This window comes from Polaribacter sp. SA4-12 (genome assembly GCF_002163675.1).
Taxonomy (GTDB): Bacteria; Bacteroidota; Bacteroidia; order Flavobacteriales; family Flavobacteriaceae; genus Polaribacter.
Genome location: NZ_CP019334.1, coordinates 370,938 through 391,463, shown reverse-complemented (window position 1 = coordinate 391,463; position 20,526 = coordinate 370,938). Strand labels below are relative to the sequence as shown.

Genomic DNA, 20,526 nt, shown 5'->3' with positions numbered 1-20,526 from the left:
TTTGCCTCAAAAATGGGAAACCATTTATATTACAACTCTATTTTTGACTGGACAATTCCAAATGAATTTGATCCTGGTCACCCACCTTTTTTAGGATTTCTTTTAGCTATTTCTTGGAAAATTTTAGGTCATAAATTATGGGTTTCTCATTTATTAATCCTGCCTTTTACTATTGGTACCTTTCATCAACTTTATAAATTTGTTTCTTATTTTGTTGAAAATAAAAAAAGTCAATTATTAGCTTTTTTATTATTAATAATTGACCCCACATTGTCTACACAGTTTGTGTTAGTTAATCCAGAAGTTATTATTGTATTTTTCTTTTTGCTAACATTTAATGGTGTTTTATTTAAAAATAATACGCTAAAATTTATTGGGTTATTTTTTCTAAGTATTATCTCATTTAGAAGTATGATGCTTTTGGGAGGTATATTTTTATTTGAAATTTTAAATAAACTATATATCGAAAAAATAAAACTAAAATCAGCTTTAAACTTAAAGTTTTTACTCTTCTATTTTTTAGGAAGTTTACCTGGAATTACTTTTGTTATATGGAGATTACTAACAAAAGGTTGGCTTCAAACACACCCTGATTCTCCTTGGGCAAGTTTATGGAAAGTTGCAACTCCTAGAATATTTATAAAAAATTTAATCACACTAATTCATAGATATTTAGACTTTGGTAGAATATTTATGCTTCTGTTTTTAGTTATTAGTTTATTTATTTTTGGAAAGAAAATAATTAAATCTACAAAAAACAAACAACTCTTATTGTTATCAATAACATCAGTAATTTTTATAATTATTGCTGTATTATTTTCAACAAATGCATTTGGACATAGATATTTTATTGTTTCATTTTGTTGTCTTAATTTATTAACTTTCTGTATAATTCAAAAACATTACATAAAGAAAAAACTTATTTATGGACTACTCTTTTTTGGTTTAATAACAGGAAATTTTTGGATGTATCCAAAAGATATTTCTCAAGGTTGGGATGCAACTTTAGCACATGTTCCTTATCATTCATTGAGAATTAAAGCAATTGATTATTTAAACAATAAAAAAATAAACATCTCTGAAGTTGCAAGTTTTTTTCCAAATTGCACTACATTAGATTTTATTGATTTTAATGGAGATAAAAGATCATTTGCTAGATTTACAGGAAAAAACAAATATGTTATCGATTCTACTGTATATAATTTATCCGATGAAGAAATAAATCTCTTAGATAAAAATTACACAATATTAAAAGAATTGAATAATTTAAACATAACTATTACCATATATATATTAAACAAACAATGATTTTATTAGACGGAAAAAAAACATCAGCAGAAATTAAAGAAGAGATTGCTTTAGAAGTAAGAGATTTAAAAGATAGAGGTTTTGAAACACCACATTTAGCAGCAATAATTGTTGGTAATGATGGAGCAAGCATAACATATGTAAATGCAAAAGTAAAAGCTTGTGAACGTGTTGGTTTTGAATCTACTTTAATTAGATTACCAGAAGACACTACAGAAGAAGATTTATTAAATGAAATTGCAATTCTTAATGTTGATAATGATATTGATGGTTTTATCGTTCAATTACCACTACCAAAACATATTGATGAACAGAAAATTTTAATGGCTGTTGATCCTGATAAAGATGTTGATGGATTTCATCCAACTAATGTTGGTAAAATGGCATTAAACTTACCTACTTTTATTTCTGCAACTCCTTTTGGAATTTTAGAATTATTAGAAAGATATAATGTGGAAACTTCAGGAAAACATGTTGTTGTTTTAGGAAGAAGTCATATTGTTGGTAGCCCAATGAGTATTTTACTTTCACAAAAAAGAAAGATTGGTAACGCTACTGTTACTATGTGCCATAGTAGAACACAAAACTTAAAAGAATTTACTTTACAAGCAGATATTATTATTGCTGCTATTGGAATTCCTGAGTTTTTAAAAGCTGATATGGTTAAAGATAATGTTACTGTTATCGATGTAGGAATTACTCGTTTAGCAGATTCTAGTAAAAAGAGCGGATTCCGTTTAGTTGGTGATGTTGCTTTTGATGAAGTTGCTAAAAAATCTGAATTTATTACACCTGTTCCTGGTGGAGTTGGCCCAATGACAATTGCAATGTTATTAAAAAACACATTATTAGCTTGTCAAAGAAATAGATAATATTTTCTTTTCAAATTATATATAAAAAAAAACGAGCTAATTAATTAGCTCGTTTTTTTTTGTGTAATATTCTTTTTTATTCTTCTTCCCTATTTACTAAATTCATAGAAAAAGCGGGCAAACAAATAGCAATATATTCACATTTTTCCTCAAAAGGATTTGAATATTGAACTCTAGTATTACTTTCTATTTTAATGGATTGACCAGCCTCTAAAACAACTGTTTCTCCATCTATAATAAATTGCTTCTTACCTTTTATGATGTATGTATATTCATCAAATTTTGGAGTTTGAAATGGTTCGCTCCAACCAGAAGGCGCAATCATATGTGCGATACTTAATTGAGAATTTCCGTCTGTTGCGTTTCCAAAATGTTCTTCAATTAATTTACCATCTGTTGTTGGTACAACAAATGGTGATTTTTGAATGGTATATTTTTTCTTCATAATATTGGTTTTTGCGTAAGCGATTGAAATGGCATCCTTTTTATTACTTTATTAAATAGGCGTCATTACGAGTGCAACGAAGTAATCTCTTTCTAATGATGAGATTGCCACAGTTTATAAAAAAATAAACTTCGCAATGACTCTAATAAAAAGATATAATGGAAAGCGCGGTTTTGTCTTTTAAATAAAAAAGACATAATATGCCCTAATTAAACCAAACGATAAACGTTTTCATTTTAGCTAAATCAGGGATTTGCTCTTTTGAAACTTTTTGAGTGTTAAACTCTTTTAAACCCAACTCTTCATTATCAATGGTAATTGTAGTGTTTAAATTGTCCAAAAATAAAGTTGCAGACGAAAAAGTAGATTCTACTCTGTCTATATTATTATTTGCATTGATTTCTAAAAATGTTGAATTGATATTAATACCAGACTCCGTTTTAAAACGCTCATCATGAATTTCGATACTTTTAATTGTCGAAGTTGAGTCTAATTGTTCTTTCGGTAAAATGGTTAATAATAACTTCCCTCCTTTTTCGAAAACAAAATACTCATCGTCTTCTTGAAAATAGTTATCTCCTTGTGCTCCTTCACTTAAATTTTTAACAATAGAATCGTTTTTAAAAATAGTATTTAACTCTTTAACTGTTGTTTTTGTTGTGATACTACCAACTTTTCCTTTTTCAATTTTAAATTTATTGCTGTTACTACAACTGATTATAAATACTGAAAATGCGATTACTAAAATTGGTAAGAGGTTCTTTTTATTCATTTTATTGTTTTTGGTCGTTAATTAAAACGTTCTTTTTTATGATTTGTTATTTCAATACTTTTTTTAATATTCCAAATGCCGCTCTTATAAAAGTAGCGCTTGTTAATACTTTTATTAGCGGGTTTTGTGCAGTGCTTCTCCTTCTGGAAGAACTTCTCGAAGCTCTTTCTTCTCTTTGTTTTTCCTTTTCTTTTTCTTTAGCTTCTTTTTCTTTCTCTTTTCTGTCTAACTCTGCTTTAATCGCTTTTTCTTCTGCTTTATTAATACTCGCTATTTTAGAATTCAGCTTTTCGTACGCACTTTCTCTGTCTAAATCTTCATTATATTTATAAAAAAGACGCGAATTATTAATCACATTTTTCAATTCTTTATCTGTAAGAATATCCATTCTACTCATTGGCGCTCGCAACATTGTTCTTGCCAACGGAGTTGGAATACCTTTTTCGTTTAAAACGGATACAAAAGCTTCTCCAATACCTAATTGGGTTAATACTTCTTTGGTATCGTAATATTCTGAATCTGGATAATTCTCTGCTGCCAACTTAATTGCTTTTCTATCTTTTGCTGTAAAAGCTCTTAAAGCGTGTTGAATTTTTAATCCTAATTGTGCTAAAATATCTTCTGGCACATCTTTAGGGTTTTGCGTTACAAAATACAAACCAATACCTTTAGAACGAATTAGTTTTACAATGCTTTCTATTTGGTTTAATAAAGCTTTAGACGCTTCTTCAAATACCAAATGTGCTTCATCTATAAAAATGATTAATTCGGGTCTACCACTATCTCCTTGTTCAGGAAAAGTTTCATAAACCTCAGCTAATAATTGCAACATGAATGTTGAAAACAACTTTGGTTTGTCTTGAATATCTGTTAAACGTAAAACAGAAATAATTCCTTTTCCATCTTCATCTACGCGTGTTAAATCTTCAACTTCAAAAGATTTTTCACCAAAGAATAAATCTCCTCCTTGTTGTTCTATTTCTACAATTTTACGCAAAATTGCGCCTGTAGAAGATGTTGAAATTCGTCCATATTCATTTTGGATTTCTTCTTTTCCTTCTTGCGTTACAAACTGTAATACTTTTTTGAAATCTTTAATATCTAATAATGGTAATTTATTATCATCACAATATTTAAAAATGATGGCAACAATTCCACTTTGTGTTTCTGTTAAATCTAAAATTCTTGATAATAAAACTGGTCCGAATTCAGAAACTGTAGCACGCATTCTTGTTCCATCTTGTTCAGAAATTGTAAGCACTTCTATCGGAAACTTTTTAGCTGTAAAAGGAAAACCAATTTTTGCATGACGCTCATCTATTTTTGCATGACCAGGACTTGCTTTTGCCAAACCAGATAAATCTCCTTTAATATCCATTAACAACACCGGAATTCCTTTTTCCGAAAGGTTTTCTGCTAAAACTTGTAATGTTTTTGTTTTACCTGTACCTGTTGCACCAGCTATTAAACCATGTCTATTTAAAGTCTTTAAAGGAATTTTTACAATTGCGTCTGTTATGGTTTCTTCGCCCAACATTGCTGCTCCTAACTCTATAGCGTCTCCTTTGGTTTTATAACCATTATTAATGTATTCAAAAAATTCTTCCTTCTGACTCATCTTCGTAAATTTTGTTAAAAATAATCAAAGTTTAATGGATGTGAAATTTTTTCAAGATTTTGTTGAAAATAGTTTTCAATAAAATTCTAAATAAAAACCCTTGTATAAAAAAAAAGAGGATTAACCCTTCAGTTAAACCTCTTTATGTTGTTTTAAATCTCTTAAAAAATTATTCTTGTTTTTTAAAATATTGAGGAATCAATCCTTTTAATTTTTCTAATGTTTCTTCTACAGTTAAATCACTCATTCCACCAGAAGCATTTGCATGTCCTCCACCATTAAAGTGCTCTTTAGCTAAAACATTTACAGGGTTTTCTGCACCTTTAGATCTAAAAGAAATTTTCATAATTCCATCTCTTTCTGTAAAAACAATGGCAGCTTTCATCCCTTTTATAGACAAAACTAAATTTGCCAAACTATCTGTATCTCCTTTTTTGTAATTGTACTTAGCCAATTCTTCTTTAGATAAAGAAATAATAGCAACATTGTGTTGGTATAAAATCTCTAACTTTTCACTCATTGCATATCCTTGCAAACGCAAACGACTTTCAGTATTATTGTCGCTTAATTTTTCGTGAATTAAATGATGTTCTACTCCTGCTGCTAAAATTTTAGCTAAAACCTCATGTGTTCTTGGTTTTACAGAATTGAATCTAAAACTACCAGTATCTGTTAAAATACCTAAGTATAAAGGTGTTCCTATTTTTTCGTCTAACAAGTCTAAATGACCTGATTGCTCTATTAAATCTACAATTAATTGAGATGTTGATGAAGCAGTTGTTTCAGAAACAGTTATTGTAGGAAATTCTTCAGGATTTAAATGATGATCAATCATTATTTTCTTACAAGTTGCCTCTTCTAACAAAACTTGCATTTCTGGCCCTACTCTATTTGTTGCATTATAATCTAAACAGAAAATTAAATCTGCTTTTTGCATTTGTGCAGTTACTTCTTCTGGATTTTCTTCCATTAAAAGAATCGCTGAAGTATCTAACCAATATAAAAAATCTGGAGCTTTATCTGGATGACAAACAACAGCCTTTTTACCTAATTTTTCTATAAAATGAAGTAAACCTAAAGAAGAACCAATTGAGTCTCCATCTGCAGATCTATGAGCTGTAATAACGATATTTGATGCAGCTTGAATTTCTGCTTCTATTTGTTTGTAAATATTCATGTATTATTTTTTTGCAATTGCAATTTATACTACAATTGTATCCTTTTTTAAAAGGATGCAAAGTTAGGTTTATTATTGAAGTGAAAAAGGAAGTATTTAAAGTTTAATAGAAATGAAATAAATTGAATATTTTTTGAAAGAAATTTGGGACTATTTTTCTTCTAACATCTCTAAATAGACATCCTCAACATGTTCTCGAGCCCAAGCTGTTCTTCTTAAAAACCCGAGACTTGATTTCATAGTTGGGTTGTTCTTGAAACAGCGAATATTTACACGCTCACCTAAATACTCCCAACCATAATGTGCTACCAAACGTTCTAAAACCTGGACTAGTTTTACTCCATGAAACGGGTTTTTTAATTGTTCTTCAGTGGCTTCTTTCCTTTTTCGTTTAGCTGGTTTTTCTTCAGCCAATTCTTCATTTGTCTGTGGATTGGAAACTGTATCCAAAAGTTGATTTGATTGATTCTTTTTATCAATCGACTCGTTCTGGTTAATGTTTTTTATATGCATTGTAGACAAATTGTATTTTTAAATCCAAATAATATTTTATATTCTTTAATTAGTGAATTACGAGTTTTATTCTTTTAGCAACAAACTAAATACTAAAACAAACTGCATCAGTCAATCCAATTTTTAAACTCTTTTACACGCTCTCTACTTACAATAATTTCAGTTTCGTTATAAGAATGTAAAACTAATTTTAAACGCGAATTAGAATAGGCTATGATATCTTTCATTGCGTTTATGTGCACAATAAAAGTTCTATTAACTCTAAAAAAATGTTCAGGATTTAATTGTTCTTGCCAATATTCTAAAGAATGATCTAAAAGATGATTTCTGTTTTCTTTTGTATGAATATAAGTCGATTTATTTTCGCTATAAAAACATTCTACTTCATCAATAGGAATAATTTTTATGTGCTGCCCTACTTTAATTGTCAATCTTTTTTTAAACTTTCTATCAACAGGGTTTACTAATAATTTACGAATGTCATCCAAGTTAACTTGAACATCTGTTTGTTTTGGTCTATTCTCTTTAAACTTATCTACAGCTACTTTTAGCTCATCTTCGTCTAAAGGTTTTAGTAAATAATCGATACTATTTAGTTTGAACGCTTTTAACGCATATTCGTCATAAGCAGTGGTGAAAATAATAGCCGATTTGACTTCAATTTCTTCAAAAATCTCGAAAGACAATCCATCAGAAAGCTGAATATCTAAAAATATTAAATCTGGATGTTCGTTGTTTTGCAACCAATTTAAAGACTCTTCTACAGAATGTAACATTTGCTGAACTTCTAAATCTAATGTTGCTAACATTCTATTTAGCCTTCTTGCTGCTGGCTTTTCATCTTCAATTATTAATACGTTCATTCTTTTATATATTATTTTTAAATAGATTATTGGATCGCTAGATTAATAGATTATTGAAATTTTTGATTACTGGACTTCGACAAGTTCAGTCTAATATTTGTTTGTTATTATTAATTATTAAGATTCCTCAATCGCTTAAAAAAGCTCATTTCGGAATGACATAAACGACCTTTGAACCTTTAAACCTATGTTACTTTGTTACTTTGAAACTTTACAACTAACTTCACTCTTCCATAAATTCTTTAATCTTTCTTTCTTCCCAATCTTTACCAAAAAAATTAAGATATCCGAAAGTTTTTAAACCATGAAATACTAAAAATATTCCCCAAACCAACCAAATAGGAATGTGCGTAAAACCATCTCCATCAAATTGATTACTGACTTTAAAATCTCCAAATATTTTAAAAGAGAAATTCCAAACAAAAGCTAAAAACAAATTTACCAATATATAAGTAACAACGTGTTTGTAGAATTTTTTAATTTCTTCTACTCTTAGTTTTGCTCTTAATAATTTTTTCTCACTTAGGTTTTCCATCGCTTTACATATTTTTATTACGTTGCTCTTCTTTGTCCATCAATTCTTTAATTTTCTTTTCTTCCCAATCATTACCAAAGCCTAAAGACTTAAAACCAAAAACGCCTAACCAGTGAAAAAACATTCCTATTCCCCAGAAAACCCAAGTAGAATACACTCCGAAATTAGAAAGAGTATCTTCAAAACGATAACCACTTTCCATTAATCCCCATATGATAATTCCACTAATACAAATGTTTGATAAAACATAAACAATTAAGTGAACATAAAACCCTTTTATAGCTTTCACTCTCTTTTTAGCTCTTAAAAAACTGTCTTCTTGTCTAAATTTATTATCCATGGTTTCTGTCCTTTTTTTGTTGTTCTTCCATTAATTCTTTAATCTTTTTTTCTTCCCAATCTTTTCCAAAACCTATTTTTCTAAACCCAAAAACAGCCATCCAGTGAAAGAAAACACCAACTCCCCAACCTAATAACGAAAACCAAAACCAATGAAAACCTGGAGAAAACAGTAAGTTTACTGCAATTATTATAGGAATTACAATACAATAAACAGAGAAATGGATATAGAATCCTTTTATATCTTTAACTCTCTTTTTTGCCTTAATATATGATTGTTCTTTTGTGAAATTTTGTTGCATAACCTTAATTATTCTCGTTCATAAACTCTTTAATTTTTTTCTCTTCCCAATTTTTTCCAATTCCTAATAACTTGAATCCAAAAACGGTTAACCAATGAATAAAAAGTCCAGAACCCCAACCATAAACAGAGAACCAAAACCAATGAAAATGAGGTTCAAATTTTAAATTCATAAAAATAATTACGGGTATAATTAAACAGTAAATTGTTAAATGCGTATAAAACCCTTTAATGTCTTTTACTCTCTTTTGAGCTTTCAAATAACGCTGTTGTTGTATTTGATTAGAATCCATAATTACCTTCTATTATCTTGTTCGTCCATGTATTTTTTAATCTTTTTCTCTTCCCAGTCTTTACTCATAAACAGATTTAAACCAAAAGTATTTAAAGCCTGAAAAGCAATTCCGATTCCCCAATACAACCAAATTTTATAATTATGGTAATCTGTAAAAGCTTCTTTAAAAGAATCTCCATCATTCATATCACCTACAATAAAAATAGCAGTTAAAAATATATTTACAACAATGTAACTCGCTAAATGTTTATAAAACTTACTAATCTTTTCTACTCTTTTACGAGCCAGAACATATTGCTGTTCTTTAGTGAATTCTTTTTCCATTATCTTGTTCTGTTATGTTGATTCTCTTTATCCATCATTTCTTTAATCTTTTTGTCTTCCCAATTTTTTCCTAAGAAAATATTGTAATTATTCACTTCTAAAAAGTGGAAAGTTAATCCCATTCCCCATCCAAATATTGGAAACCAGAACCAGTGAAAACCTGGTGAAAAACGTAAATTGATAAAAATTAAAAAAGGAATTACCAAACAGTATGAAGCTAAATTTTGATAAAACTCTTTCAGTTTTTCTACTCTTTCTACTGCTTTTACATAGTTGCTATTTTCTAAATCTTCTGTGTACATAATATCGTTCATTTTATAAAGGAGCGGTAAACTCACCTTAAAAGTTTTATTGTTATTTTCTATTTTCACTCCTTTTTGAGTGATCAATCCATATCTATCAGCAATATTTTGCAAACCAACTTTGGTGCTTTTCCCTATTGCTTCTTTAGGATTTACATTATTTTCTATAATTAAATAAGTGTCTTCTTCGTAAATATTGATTGTTAAAGGTTTTGAAGTAGAAACCACATTGTGTTTTACGGCATTCTCTAACAAAAGCTGTAATGATAAAGGCACAATTTTTAACTCATTATTACTTATAGAATCTGGAATGTTAAACTTAACGGCATCTTCAAAACGCATTCCTAACAATTCCATATATGTTTTTGCAAATTTTAATTCCTCTTCAATGGGTACTAAATCTTTATTTCTTTGTTCTAAAACATATCGATATACTTTAGATAATTTTGTGGTAAATTTCTCTGCCTGATTTGGATTTTCACCAATTAAACTCGTTAATACATTTAAACTATTAAACAAAAAATGTGGATCTAATTGATTCTTTAAAGACTCAAACTTTGCTGTTTCTGTTTTTGCAACAATTTGTTGTTGTGTAGACTCTTGCGTCATTGCAGATTTCCATTTATCCATAAAGCCTTTGGCATGAAAAAAAGCAGCAACTCCTAATGAAAAGATAAAAGCAAATAAATGTACATAAACTAAATTCCCACTAAAAAAGTCTTCAAACTTGTGTCCGAAAAGCATTATATATTGAATGTAATGAATAATTAAAACAGCAATACCAGTATATATAATGGTGGTAAACATACCAATCCAAACTCTTTTATTGGTTTCTTTAACCCAATCCCATTTCGAGTTTAAGTATTCATTAATAATTCCGTTTCCTAAACCTAAAGTAAAAGAATACATTGCAGAAATTAAAAACACCATACTCATACCTTTAACAGTAAACGCCTGATTTATAAGGATAAAAATAATTCCTAAAACCACAGTAAGCTTTGTACAAACGATAAAATCGCTTTTTAATTTTTTAAAGATATTTGTGTTTGGTGTTTTCATATGCTGAAATTAATATTATAAAATAAACTTACTAAAATTTTATTTCTAAAGATACATTTTTATCAATAATAGTAAATTTAGCATCTTCAAATTTTGGTGGACCAAAGTTCATTACATTATTAGAAGCACCATAATCTTCTAAAGGCATTCCATTCGCTTCAAAATCCATTTTATCATTATTATTTTTATCGTGATAACAGATAATTGCATATTCTCCTGCTGCTACGTTTTCAAAAACTACAACACTTTTTCCATTTACAATTTTAGATGCTGCACCTTGTATTGGTTTCATTCTAAAATTAGTTTTGTCATATAATGCATATCCTACTTTACCTGTATCTGAAGTTACATTTATAACTGTTGCAGTAATTGTATTGTTTTGAGCAGTTATTGAGTTTGTAATAAATAAAATTGTTGTCGTTAAAATTGCTACTATAAGTTTCATAATTTTTGTTTTAATGGTTAATTATGATACAAATATGCAACACAAGGATAGTTTTTAAAATTAAAGAATACCGAGTTGTATTTTTTTTAGGATGAATTGTAATTTCGAGTATAATTTGATACTATTTAGCATCTAAAAGCAAGTATCTTGTTAAAAAAATGTAACTTTAAGTTCACTTTAAAACTTAAATTTTGTTCGATCTCAAAAAAATAATATCGGCAAATCAAACAAGAAAAACCGATAATAATACGATTAAAAAAGAATGCATTTCTTCTTTAGAATTAATGGAGAGAGCATCGATTGCTTTTGTAAATGCTATTGAAAACAGTATTTACAAAGATCAAAAAATTGCAGTTGTTTGTGGAATTGGCAATAATGGTGGAGATGGTTTTGCAATTACAAGAATATTACAAGCTAAAGGATATTTTGCAAAAGCAATTTTAATAAAAACCACTAAAAATCTTTCTAATGATTGTAAAACCAATTTTAACAAACTAGCGGAAGTAACAATTATTGAAACAAAAGATGATTTGTTCGATTTTAAAAAATTTGACATTATAATTGATGCTCTTTTTGGCTCTGGTCTAACTAGAAAAATTGAGGGTTTAGCTGCAAATACTATCAAAAATACAAATGCAGCAAAAAAATATGTTTTTTCTGTTGATATACCTTCTGGTTTATATTGTGATAAATTACCCGATTCTGATTTCATTGTAAAATCTAATATTACAATTAGTTTTCAAAGACCAAAACTCTCTTTTTTCTTTAAAGAAAGTAATCAATATATTAAAGATTGGAAAGTAATAAACATAGGTTTAGATGAAGATTTTATTCAAGAACTACCAACCAATCATTTTGTTTTAGATGGTACAATTTCTAAAATTGTAAAAAAAAGAGAGAAACATTCACATAAAGGTACATTTGGTCATTCGTTAATTATTGCAGGTTCTTATGGAAAAATCGGAGCTGCAGTTTTGGCTTCTCAAGCTTGTTTAAAATCTGGCACCGGACTTTTAACAACTTATATTCCAAATTGTGGATACGATATTTTGCAATTTTCAACGCCAGAAGCAATGTGTTTAACAGATAAAAAGAAAACCTATATTTCTAAACTACCTGACATTTCTTCTTATAATTCTATTGGAATCGGTCCAGGAATTGGGAAAAACAATTCCACAAAAGGAGTATTAAAACAACTTTTTGAATCAACAAAAGTTCCATTGGTTATTGATGCTGATGCTTTAAATATTATTTCTGAGAATAGAGAATTAATGAAGTTATTACCCAAAAACTCAATTTTAACTCCACATCCAAAAGAATTTGAAAGATTAGTTGGTAAATGGAAAACCACTATAGAATGTTTTGAGAAACAAAAACAGTTTGCAAAAGAACATAAATGTATTGTTATTTTAAAAGGTGCAAATACGTGTATTTGTAATTCAGAAGGAGTCCTTTTTTTTAATACTTCTGGAAATTCTGGAATGGCAACTGGCGGAAGCGGAGATGTTCTTACAGGAATAATTACAGGATTATTGGCGCAAGGTTACACTTCAATTAAAGCTTCTTTAATTGGCGTATATTTTCATGGAAAAGCAGGAGATGATGCTAACAAACAAAAAGGGGAAAATGCATTAATTGCTTCAGATATTATCAATTATTTAAAAATTGAAACTGAATAATTTAGTTTTAAGCTACTTTCTAATTTATCATAAAGAACATTGTTGTCTATTTAAAATTATCAAAAATGAATTATTTGTCTATTCTATTGATTTATTTTTAACTCAAAATCGAATTTTGTTTAAATTTGATAAAACTTCTAAAAAAGAGTTGCACTTATGATAATACTTTTTAAAAAAGATATACTTTAGCCATATGATTACTTCAAGAAGAAATAAATTATGTACTACAATAGTTCCCAGCTTGCGCTTGCGCAACCGCCGTCGCTAATATTCTACTTTAGCTACAAGTCAACTTATTACAGTATTTAACCATTTATTTTTTTATCGTGAATCTTTCTTACAAAACTTACTTGCAACCTTCAGTTATTATAAAAAATAACAATGTACGAAGCAGTTTTATTATTCGCCCTTTGGGTGTTTAAACTATTATGGAATTTAGGTGAGTCCGATTCTACTTTCAAACAAAACAAACAACAATTTTATAACATAAAAACACAATGCAATGGAAATTGTAATTGCTAACAAATCACATACCGTTTACGCAGATATTATATGTAAAACCATAGAAGATGCTGCTCAAGTTAGAGGAACAGGGATTGCTAAAAGAAAACCTGAATATATAGCCACTAAAATGGAAAATGGTAATGCTGTAATTGCTTTAGAAAATGGCAAATTTGCAGGGTTTTGCTATATTGAAAAATGGGGACATGGAAAATTTGTTGCCAATTCAGGGTTAATTGTACATCCAGATTTTAGAAATTTAGGATTAGCAAAACAAATTAAAGAGGTAATATTTAAACATTCAAGAACCAAGTTTCCAAATGCAAAAGTATTTAGTATCACAACAGGTTTGCCTGTAATGAAACTAAATAGCGATTTAGGTTATAAACCCGTTACTTTTTCTGAATTAACAGATGATCAAACTTTCTGGGATGGTTGTAAAACGTGTAGAAATTACGATGTTTTAACAAGAACAGAAAGAAAAATGTGTTTGTGTACTGGTATGTTGTTTGATCCTAAAAATCAAAATAAGGAGAAACCAGAAAAAATTAAAGAAAGCGTTTTTAAAAGATTAAAAAATATTAAACAGAACTTGTTTCTAAAAAAAGATAAATAATGAAAAAATTAGTAATTGCTTATAGTGGTGGTTTAGACACATCTTATTGTGCAGTAAGTTTATCAAAAGAATATGATGTACATGCAGTAAGTGTAAACACAGGTGGTTTTACAACAGAAGAAATTAAACATATAGAAAGTAACGCCTATAAAATGGGAGTTTCTACCTATAAAAATATTGATGCTGTTGCAACTTTTTACAATAAGGTAGTAAAGTATTTAATTTTTGGAAATGTACTAAAAAACAGTACATATCCTCTTTCTGTAAGTGCTGAAAGAATTATTCAAGCAATTGAAATTGTAGAATATGCAAAAAGTATTGGAGCAGAATATATTGCTCATGGAAGTACTGGTGCAGGAAATGATCAAGTAAGATTTGATATGATTTTTCAAACATTGGCTCCTGGAATTAAAATTATTACGCCAATTAGAGATGGAAAATTAACAAGACAAGAAGAAATAGATTATTTAAAATCTGAAGGAATTGACATGCCTTGGGAGAAATCTAAATATTCAGTAAATAAAGGTCTTTGGGGAACAAGTGTTGGTGGAGTTGAAACCTTAAAATCTGAACTTCCTTTACCAAGTGAAGCGTATCCTTCACAATTAGAAAAAGAAGGTGAAGAAAAAGTAACATTGACTTTTAAAAATGGTGAATTTATTGCTTTAAATGGTGAATCTAACAACCCAGAAGTAAATATTGAAAATCTAAATGATATTGCTTCAAAATATGCAATTGGTAGAGATATTCATGTTGGAGATACAATTGTTGGTACAAAAGGAAGAGTTGGTTTTGAAGCTGCTGCTGCTTTAATTACAGTAAAAGCACATCATTTATTAGAAAAGCACAACTTAACAAAATGGCAATTACAGCACAAAGAATACTTATCTAGTTTTTACGGAATGCATTTGCATGAAGGTCAATATTTAGATCCTGTAATGAGAGATACGGAAGCTTTTTTACAAAGTTCTCAAAAAATGGTTTCTGGAAATGTTGTTGTAACTTTAAAACCGTATCATTTTTCTTTAGACGGAATTATTTCTGATCATGATTTAATGTCTAGTAAGTTTAGTACTTATGGTGAAGAAAATAAAGCTTGGACAGCTGATGATGCTAAAGGTTTCATTAAGATTTTAGGAAATCAGAATAAAATATATAGACAAGTAAATAATTAAAATTTGTGTAAACGAGTAATTGTTGAATTGTTTAATTGTGCAATAGCTAAGTTCTAGAACAGACTTTTACACCATTAAACAGTTAAACTTTTAAACAATTTTAAAGAATGAAAAATTTAGAAGTAGGAATTATAGGTGGTGCAGGTTATACAGCTGGCGAATTAATAAGATTATTATTAAATCACCCAGAAACAAACATCAATTTTGTGTACAGTACTTCTAATGCTGGTAACAAATTATATAAAGTACATCAAGATTTAATTGGTGATACAGAAATCAATTTTACAAGCGAAATTAATAGGGATGTTGATGTGTTATTTTTATGCTTAGGCCATGGAAACTCAACTGCTTTTTTAGAAAAAACTTCTTTTTCTGAAAACACAAAAATCATTGATTTAAGTAACGATTTTAGATTACTTGCTCATAAAAATTTCGATGGTAAAGAATTTGTCTATGGTTTACCAGAATTAGATAAAGAAGCTATAAAAACAGCGAAACATATTGCAAACCCTGGTTGTTTTGCAACTGCTTTGCAATTAGCAATTTTGCCTTTAGCGGCAAATGGATTGTTGCAAAATGATATTCATATTAATGCTGTAACTGGTGCTACTGGAGCAGGAACTTCATTATCTGCAACAACGCATTTTACATATAGAGATAATAATTTTTCACATTATAAAGCATTTAATCATCAGCATTTGGGTGAAATTAACCAGACTGTGAATCAATTACAAAGCGATTTTAATTCAGAAATTAACTTTATGCCGAATAGAGGAAATTTCTCAAGAGGAATTTTTGCAACTACCTACACAAAATTTGATGGTAGTATTGAGGAAGCAAAAAAAATGTATAAAGATTATTATAAAGACGCTGCTTTTACAATTGTTTCTGATACTGATGTGCATATGAAACAAGTTGTAAATACTAATAAATGTATCATTGGTCTAGAAAAACACGGTGATAAATTATTAATTACAAGTACCATTGATAATTTATTAAAAGGTGCTTCTGGAGCAGCAATACAGAATATGAATTTAATGTATGATTTTGAAGAAACTTTAGGTTTAAATTTAAAGGCAAATTATTTTTAATAGTAACGCTGTTGCGTTAGCGATTGAAATGGCATCCTTTTTATGCAGAACTTGAATCTGTATCTTTAGGTTTATTAAATTGCTTTTGTTATAAATAAGCAGAATCTTAACTAAATTCTGCATAAAAAGATATAATGTAAAGCGCGACCCTTGTGGTAACGTCCAAATAAAAACACAGCAAAACAACAAACAACACAACTAATAACAACAAAACCACTAACAAACAACAACTAGCAATTATGAAAGTAGCAATTATTGGAGCAGGAAGTTTAGGACAATCTATCGCAAAAGGTTTATTAAAAAATAAGGTAGTTAGCTCTTTGTATTTAACAAAACGAAATACAAAATCAATTAATCATTTTGACCTTTATGATGAAGTAACAATAACTTCTGATAATGAAAAAGCTGTTAAAAATTCTGATATTTTAATTTTTGCGGTTCAACCAAGACACTTAAAAGGAATTTTAGATAAATTAAAATATAAGTTTAAAAAGGATCAAATAGTAATTTCTGTAATTACAGGTTTTTCATTATCAAAAATTGAAACGATAATTGGTATGAAACATTTTATAATTAGAGCAATGCCTAATACTGCTGCTTCTGTAGGACAGTCTATGACTTGTATCTCTGCAAATGAGAAAGGAAAAGAAAAAATAGAATTAGCCAAGACTATTTTTAATAGTTTAGGGCAATCTATGGTAATTCCTGAGGAACAATTACAAGCTGCAACCGTTATTTGTGCAAGCGGAATTGCTTTTTGGATGCGTTTAATTAGAGCAACAACTCAAGGTGCAATTCAATTAGGTTTTGAAGCTGATGAAGCACATGAATTAGCAATGCAAACTTGTTTTGGTGCTGCTACTTTATTAAAAGAATCTGGTAATCATCCAGAAGCAGAAATAGACAGAGTTACAACTCCTGGAGGTTGTACTATTGAAGGTTTAAACGAAATGGAACACCAAGGTTTAAGCTCTTCTTTAATTAAAGGTATCAATAAATCATTTGATAAAATTAACCAAATAAAAAATTAACAACATGCCATTATTTAACGTTTATCCATTGTACGATGTTACACCCGTAAAAGCGAAAGGAGTTTATGTTTATGATGAAAACAAAACTGAATATTTAGATTTATATGGTGGTCATGCTGTAATTTCAATTGGTCATGCACATCCCAAATATGTGGAGGCAATTACCAATCAGGTTTCTAAATTAGGGTTTTATTCAAATGCAATTCAAAATCCTTTACAAGTTAAATTAGCTGATAAATTAGAAGCACTTTCTGGTTGTAAAGACTACGAATTATTTTTATGTAATTCTGGTGCTGAAGCAAATGAAAATGCGTTAAAACTGGCTTCATTTAAAACAGGAAAATCTAGAATTGTTGCTTTTAAAAACGGTTTTCACGGTAGAACTTCTGCTGCTGTTGCTGCAACAGATAATAAAAATATTATTGCACCTATTAACGCACAACAACAAGTTACAATATTAGATTTAAATGATATTGATGGTGTAAAAACAGAACTTGAAAAAGGAGATGTTTGTGCTGTTATTCTAGAATTTATTCAAGGAGTTGGTGGTTTAGACCAAGCAACTGCTGAATTTTTTGAACAAGTTGATGTACTTTGTAAAGCTAACAACACTTTTTTAATTGCTGATGAAGTTCAGTCTGGTTATGGAAGATCTGGAAAGTTTTTTGCTTTTCAATATTACAATGTAACTCCAGAAGTTATTTCTATTGCAAAAGGAATGGGAAATGGTTTTCCGATTGGAGGAATTTTAATTCATCCTTCTATTGAAGCTAAATTCGGAATGTTAGGTACCACTTTTGGTGGAAATCATTTGGCTTGTGCTGCTGGATTATCAGTTTTAAATGTTATTGAAGAACAAAACTTGATAGATAATGTAAATGAAATGTCTTGTTATTTCATGAAAATTGCAAAGACAATTCCGCAGATAAAAAATATTAAGGGAAAAGGATTAATGCTTGGTCTCGAATTCGATTTTGAAGTTGGAGATTTACGCAAGAAATTAATTTGCGATTATCACATTTTTACTGGTGGAGCAATGAATAAAAATTTGTTAAGAATTTTACCTCCTTTAACACTAAGAAAAGATCATATCAATCAGTTTTTTGAAGCTTTAGTAGATGCTTTAGATAAACAATAAAGACAGAAAAACAGATGAACACATTATTATCTATAGAAACAAGAAACAATGTTTTGCTAACAATGGCTGAACTTCTTGAAAAAGAAAGAGACGCAATTATCAGCATCAATAAAAAAGATTTAGAAGCGTATAAAGGTGATGACATTTCTATGTTTGATCGCTTAAAGGCAGATGACACTAAAGTTGATGAAATGATTGCTGCTGCTAAACATTTAGCTTCTCAAGAAGATCCTGTTGGTGTAGAACGTTTTAGTTTTAAGCATGATAATGGAATGCAAGTTTATAATAAAACGGCATCTTTTGGAACGATTCTAATTATTTACGAATCTAGACCAGATGTAACTGTTGAAGCTGCAGGAATTGCTTTTAAATCTGGAAATAAAATATTATTAAAAGGTGGTAAAGAGTCTTTACAATCTAATTTAAAGATTGTTGAATTATGGCATCAAGCTTTAAAACAACACAATGCTTCTACAGATTGGGTAGAATATTTACAATTCAATAGAACAGAAACACAAGCATTTTTAGAAAAACCAACTCAAAAAGTAGATTTAATTGTACCAAGAGGAGGAGAACGTTTAATTGCTTTTGTAAAATTACATGCTACTTGTCCGGTTATTATTAGCGGACGTGGAAACAACTTTGTGTATGTTCATAAAGAAGCTGATTTAAATATTGCTATTGATGTAATTTTAAACGGAAAATCAAAAATATCTGCTTGTAATGCAGTTGATAAAGTTTTAATTGATGAAAACTTAGCAAATAAAGAGGAATTCATCAACAAATTAATTTCAAACCTGAATGATGCTAAAATTCAGGTTTTAGGGGATGCTGTTGTTTCTAAAAATCATAATTTAGAAGAGATTTCATCAAACGAAGTTTGGTATGAAGAGTTTTTAGATTATAAAATTGTGATTGGTGAAATTGCTTCGAATGAAGCTGCAGTTGCAATGATAAATAAATATGCTGGTGGACATTCGTCTGCAATCATCACCAAAGATATTGACAAAGCAAAAGTATTTATGGAAAACGTAGATACTGCTGTTGTTTATCATAATGCTTCCACTCGTTTTACAGATGGAGGTCAGTTAGGTTTAGGTGGCGAATTAGCAATAAGTACAGATAAATTACACCAACGTGGACCTATTGGTTTACAGCATTTGGTAACTAATAAATGGTATGTTCATGGAAACGGACAAGTGAGAAGTTAAATATTTTAGTTGACAGTTTTCAGTCGCAGTTGGCAGGAAATAAATGTCATTTCGACCTTGTGGAGAAATCTTTTAGAGTTTAGATCTCTCAACATTGCAAAAGCTTCGTTCGAAATGACTAATAAATATAAAAAATCGTAAATAATTGTAATGCAAAAAAAGAAACGCATTTTACTAAAAGTAGGTTCTAATACACTTACCAGAGAAACGGATAATATTTCGAGAGGAAAGATTGAGGATATTGCAAATCAGATTGCAAAACTCAAAGATACTTGTGAGTTTATTATTGTTAGTTCTGGTGCTATTGCAGTTGCAAAACAGTTTGTAAAATTAGAGAGTAAACAAGAGGAAGTTTTTGTAAAACAAGCTTTAGCTTCTATTGGTCAGCCACATTTAATTAGAATTTATCAAGAAATTTTTAGAGAATATGGTTTATTGAGCTCTCAATGCTTACTTTCCTATTCAGATTTTGAAAAACAACAAAGTAAAACCAATATTGTAAATACCATAAATGTTTTAGTAAACAATAATTACATTCCTATTATCAACGAAAATGATACTGTTGCAACAGATGAAATTCAGTTTGGTGATAATGATAAATTAGCGGCTTTAACGGCTACTCTATTAGATGTTGATTTGTTGATAATTGCGACAAATACCAATGGAATTTACACAAAGGAATCTATGAAAAATAATACTCCTGAAACTATTAAAGAAGTTACTGATTTTGATGCTTTAAAGAAAGAGGTTGTTAATTCTAAATCTTCACATGGAAGTGGTGGAATGGGCTCTAAAATTGAAGCAGCAGAAATAAGTAAAAACGCAAACATAGAAACGTGGATCGTGAACGGTTTGGAAGATAATTTTATCACAAATGCTTTTGATGATAAAGTTCCGTTTACAAAAATAAAGTAAA

Annotated in this window: 23 protein-coding genes; 10 read left to right on the top strand and 13 right to left on the bottom strand. The window is 29.1% G+C overall.

All coding sequences use genetic code 11. The features are described 5' to 3' along the window. Positions 1-12 precede the first annotated feature (12 nt). Together BTO07_RS01750 and folD are read left to right on the top strand one after the other, a co-directional pair. Entirely contained in the window at positions 13-1,308 is a 1,296-nt protein-coding gene (locus BTO07_RS01750) for a hypothetical protein (protein WP_157663257.1), read from the top strand. Beyond that, positions 1,305-2,180 (top strand): bifunctional methylenetetrahydrofolate dehydrogenase/methenyltetrahydrofolate cyclohydrolase FolD, encoded by an 876-nt coding sequence (gene folD / locus BTO07_RS01745; RefSeq protein WP_087519588.1) that lies wholly within the window; start codon positions 1,305-1,307, stop codon positions 2,178-2,180. Before BTO07_RS01750 ends, folD begins: the two co-directional genes overlap by 4 nt. Before the next feature lie 76 nt (positions 2,181-2,256). Here folD and BTO07_RS01740 read toward each other — a convergent pair whose 3' ends face one another. The 13 genes from BTO07_RS01740 to BTO07_RS01680 all read right to left on the bottom strand — a co-directional run bounded on the left by BTO07_RS01740 (position 2,257) and on the right by BTO07_RS01680 (position 11,168). Then, a complete protein-coding gene (locus BTO07_RS01740) occupies positions 2,257-2,625 on the bottom strand; it encodes a cupin domain-containing protein (RefSeq protein WP_087519587.1) in 369 nt (122 codons plus the stop codon). 205 nt (positions 2,626-2,830) lie between these two features. Then, complete coding sequence (locus BTO07_RS01735) at positions 2,831-3,397, bottom strand: hypothetical protein (protein ID WP_087519586.1); 567 nt, start codon at positions 3,395-3,397, stop codon at positions 2,831-2,833. A 46-nt stretch (positions 3,398-3,443) separates the two neighbouring features. Then, positions 3,444-5,015, bottom strand: coding sequence for a helicase HerA-like domain-containing protein (locus BTO07_RS01730; protein WP_087519585.1), 1,572 nt, complete (start codon positions 5,013-5,015; stop codon positions 3,444-3,446). 169 nt (positions 5,016-5,184) lie between these two features. Beyond that, the gene (locus tag BTO07_RS01725; protein ID WP_087519584.1) at positions 5,185-6,192 is read right to left on the bottom strand and encodes a DHH family phosphoesterase; all 1,008 of its coding nucleotides are present in this window, start codon (positions 6,190-6,192) and stop codon (positions 5,185-5,187) included. Positions 6,193-6,342: 150 nt separating this feature from the next. Next, positions 6,343-6,705 carry a VF530 family DNA-binding protein gene (locus BTO07_RS01720; RefSeq protein WP_087519583.1) on the bottom strand — a complete coding sequence of 121 codons (363 nt, stop codon included), beginning with the start codon at positions 6,703-6,705 and terminating at the stop codon, positions 6,343-6,345. A 107-nt stretch (positions 6,706-6,812) separates the two neighbouring features. Further along, the gene (locus tag BTO07_RS01715) at positions 6,813-7,568 is read right to left on the bottom strand and encodes a LytR/AlgR family response regulator transcription factor (protein WP_087519582.1); all 756 of its coding nucleotides are present in this window, start codon (positions 7,566-7,568) and stop codon (positions 6,813-6,815) included. Between the two features lie 223 nt (positions 7,569-7,791). Continuing rightward, on the bottom strand, positions 7,792-8,103 hold the full coding sequence (locus BTO07_RS01710; protein WP_087519581.1) for a 2TM domain-containing protein: 312 nt from the start codon (positions 8,101-8,103) through the stop codon (positions 7,792-7,794). A 4-nt stretch (positions 8,104-8,107) separates the two neighbouring features. Further along, the gene (locus tag BTO07_RS01705; protein ID WP_087519580.1) at positions 8,108-8,443 is read right to left on the bottom strand and encodes a 2TM domain-containing protein; all 336 of its coding nucleotides are present in this window, start codon (positions 8,441-8,443) and stop codon (positions 8,108-8,110) included. After that, positions 8,436-8,744: a 2TM domain-containing protein gene (locus BTO07_RS01700; RefSeq protein WP_087519579.1), complete on the bottom strand. Its 309-nt coding sequence runs from the start codon at positions 8,742-8,744 to the stop codon at positions 8,436-8,438. Before BTO07_RS01700 ends, BTO07_RS01705 begins: the two co-directional genes overlap by 8 nt. 4 nt (positions 8,745-8,748) lie before the next feature. Beyond that, on the bottom strand, positions 8,749-9,036 hold the full coding sequence (locus tag BTO07_RS01695) for a 2TM domain-containing protein (RefSeq protein ID WP_087519578.1): 288 nt from the start codon (positions 9,034-9,036) through the stop codon (positions 8,749-8,751). A gap of 2 nt (positions 9,037-9,038) precedes the next feature. Continuing rightward, positions 9,039-9,362, bottom strand: a complete 324-nt coding sequence (locus BTO07_RS01690; RefSeq protein WP_087519577.1) for a 2TM domain-containing protein — start codon at positions 9,360-9,362, stop codon at positions 9,039-9,041. Next, a complete protein-coding gene (locus tag BTO07_RS01685) occupies positions 9,362-10,723 on the bottom strand; it encodes a 2TM domain-containing protein (RefSeq protein WP_087519576.1) in 1,362 nt (453 codons plus the stop codon). Before BTO07_RS01685 ends, BTO07_RS01690 begins: the two co-directional genes overlap by 1 nt. Positions 10,724-10,754: 31 nt before the next feature. After that, entirely contained in the window at positions 10,755-11,168 is a 414-nt protein-coding gene (locus BTO07_RS01680; protein ID WP_087519575.1) for a DUF2141 domain-containing protein, read from the bottom strand. A 191-nt stretch (positions 11,169-11,359) separates the two neighbouring features. Between BTO07_RS01680 and BTO07_RS01675 the strand changes: the two genes are divergently transcribed. The 8 genes from BTO07_RS01675 to proB all read left to right on the top strand — a co-directional run bounded on the left by BTO07_RS01675 (position 11,360) and on the right by proB (position 20,525). Then, positions 11,360-12,847 (top strand): NAD(P)H-hydrate dehydratase, encoded by a 1,488-nt coding sequence (locus BTO07_RS01675; protein WP_087519574.1) that lies wholly within the window; start codon positions 11,360-11,362, stop codon positions 12,845-12,847. Positions 12,848-13,349: 502 nt separating this feature from the next. Then, complete coding sequence (locus tag BTO07_RS01670) at positions 13,350-13,964, top strand: GNAT family N-acetyltransferase (RefSeq protein ID WP_087519573.1); 615 nt, start codon at positions 13,350-13,352, stop codon at positions 13,962-13,964. Further along, positions 13,964-15,139, top strand: a complete 1,176-nt coding sequence (locus tag BTO07_RS01665; RefSeq protein ID WP_087519572.1) for an argininosuccinate synthase — start codon at positions 13,964-13,966, stop codon at positions 15,137-15,139. The genes BTO07_RS01670 and BTO07_RS01665 overlap by 1 nt, the downstream gene beginning before the upstream one ends. A gap of 107 nt (positions 15,140-15,246) precedes the next feature. Continuing rightward, entirely contained in the window at positions 15,247-16,230 is a 984-nt protein-coding gene (gene argC, locus BTO07_RS01660) for an N-acetyl-gamma-glutamyl-phosphate reductase (RefSeq protein WP_087519571.1), read from the top strand. A gap of 239 nt (positions 16,231-16,469) precedes the next feature. After that, positions 16,470-17,261 carry a pyrroline-5-carboxylate reductase gene (gene proC, locus BTO07_RS01655; protein WP_087519570.1) on the top strand — a complete coding sequence of 264 codons (792 nt, stop codon included), beginning with the start codon at positions 16,470-16,472 and terminating at the stop codon, positions 17,259-17,261. 4 nt (positions 17,262-17,265) lie between these two features. Further along, entirely contained in the window at positions 17,266-18,399 is a 1,134-nt protein-coding gene (locus BTO07_RS01650) for an aspartate aminotransferase family protein (protein ID WP_087519569.1), read from the top strand. A 14-nt stretch (positions 18,400-18,413) separates the two neighbouring features. Then, entirely contained in the window at positions 18,414-19,610 is a 1,197-nt protein-coding gene (locus BTO07_RS01645) for a glutamate-5-semialdehyde dehydrogenase (RefSeq protein ID WP_087519568.1), read from the top strand. Between the two features lie 150 nt (positions 19,611-19,760). Further along, positions 19,761-20,525: a glutamate 5-kinase gene (gene proB / locus BTO07_RS01640; RefSeq protein ID WP_087519567.1), complete on the top strand. Its 765-nt coding sequence runs from the start codon at positions 19,761-19,763 to the stop codon at positions 20,523-20,525. The last annotated feature ends 1 nt before the right edge of the window (position 20,526 follow it).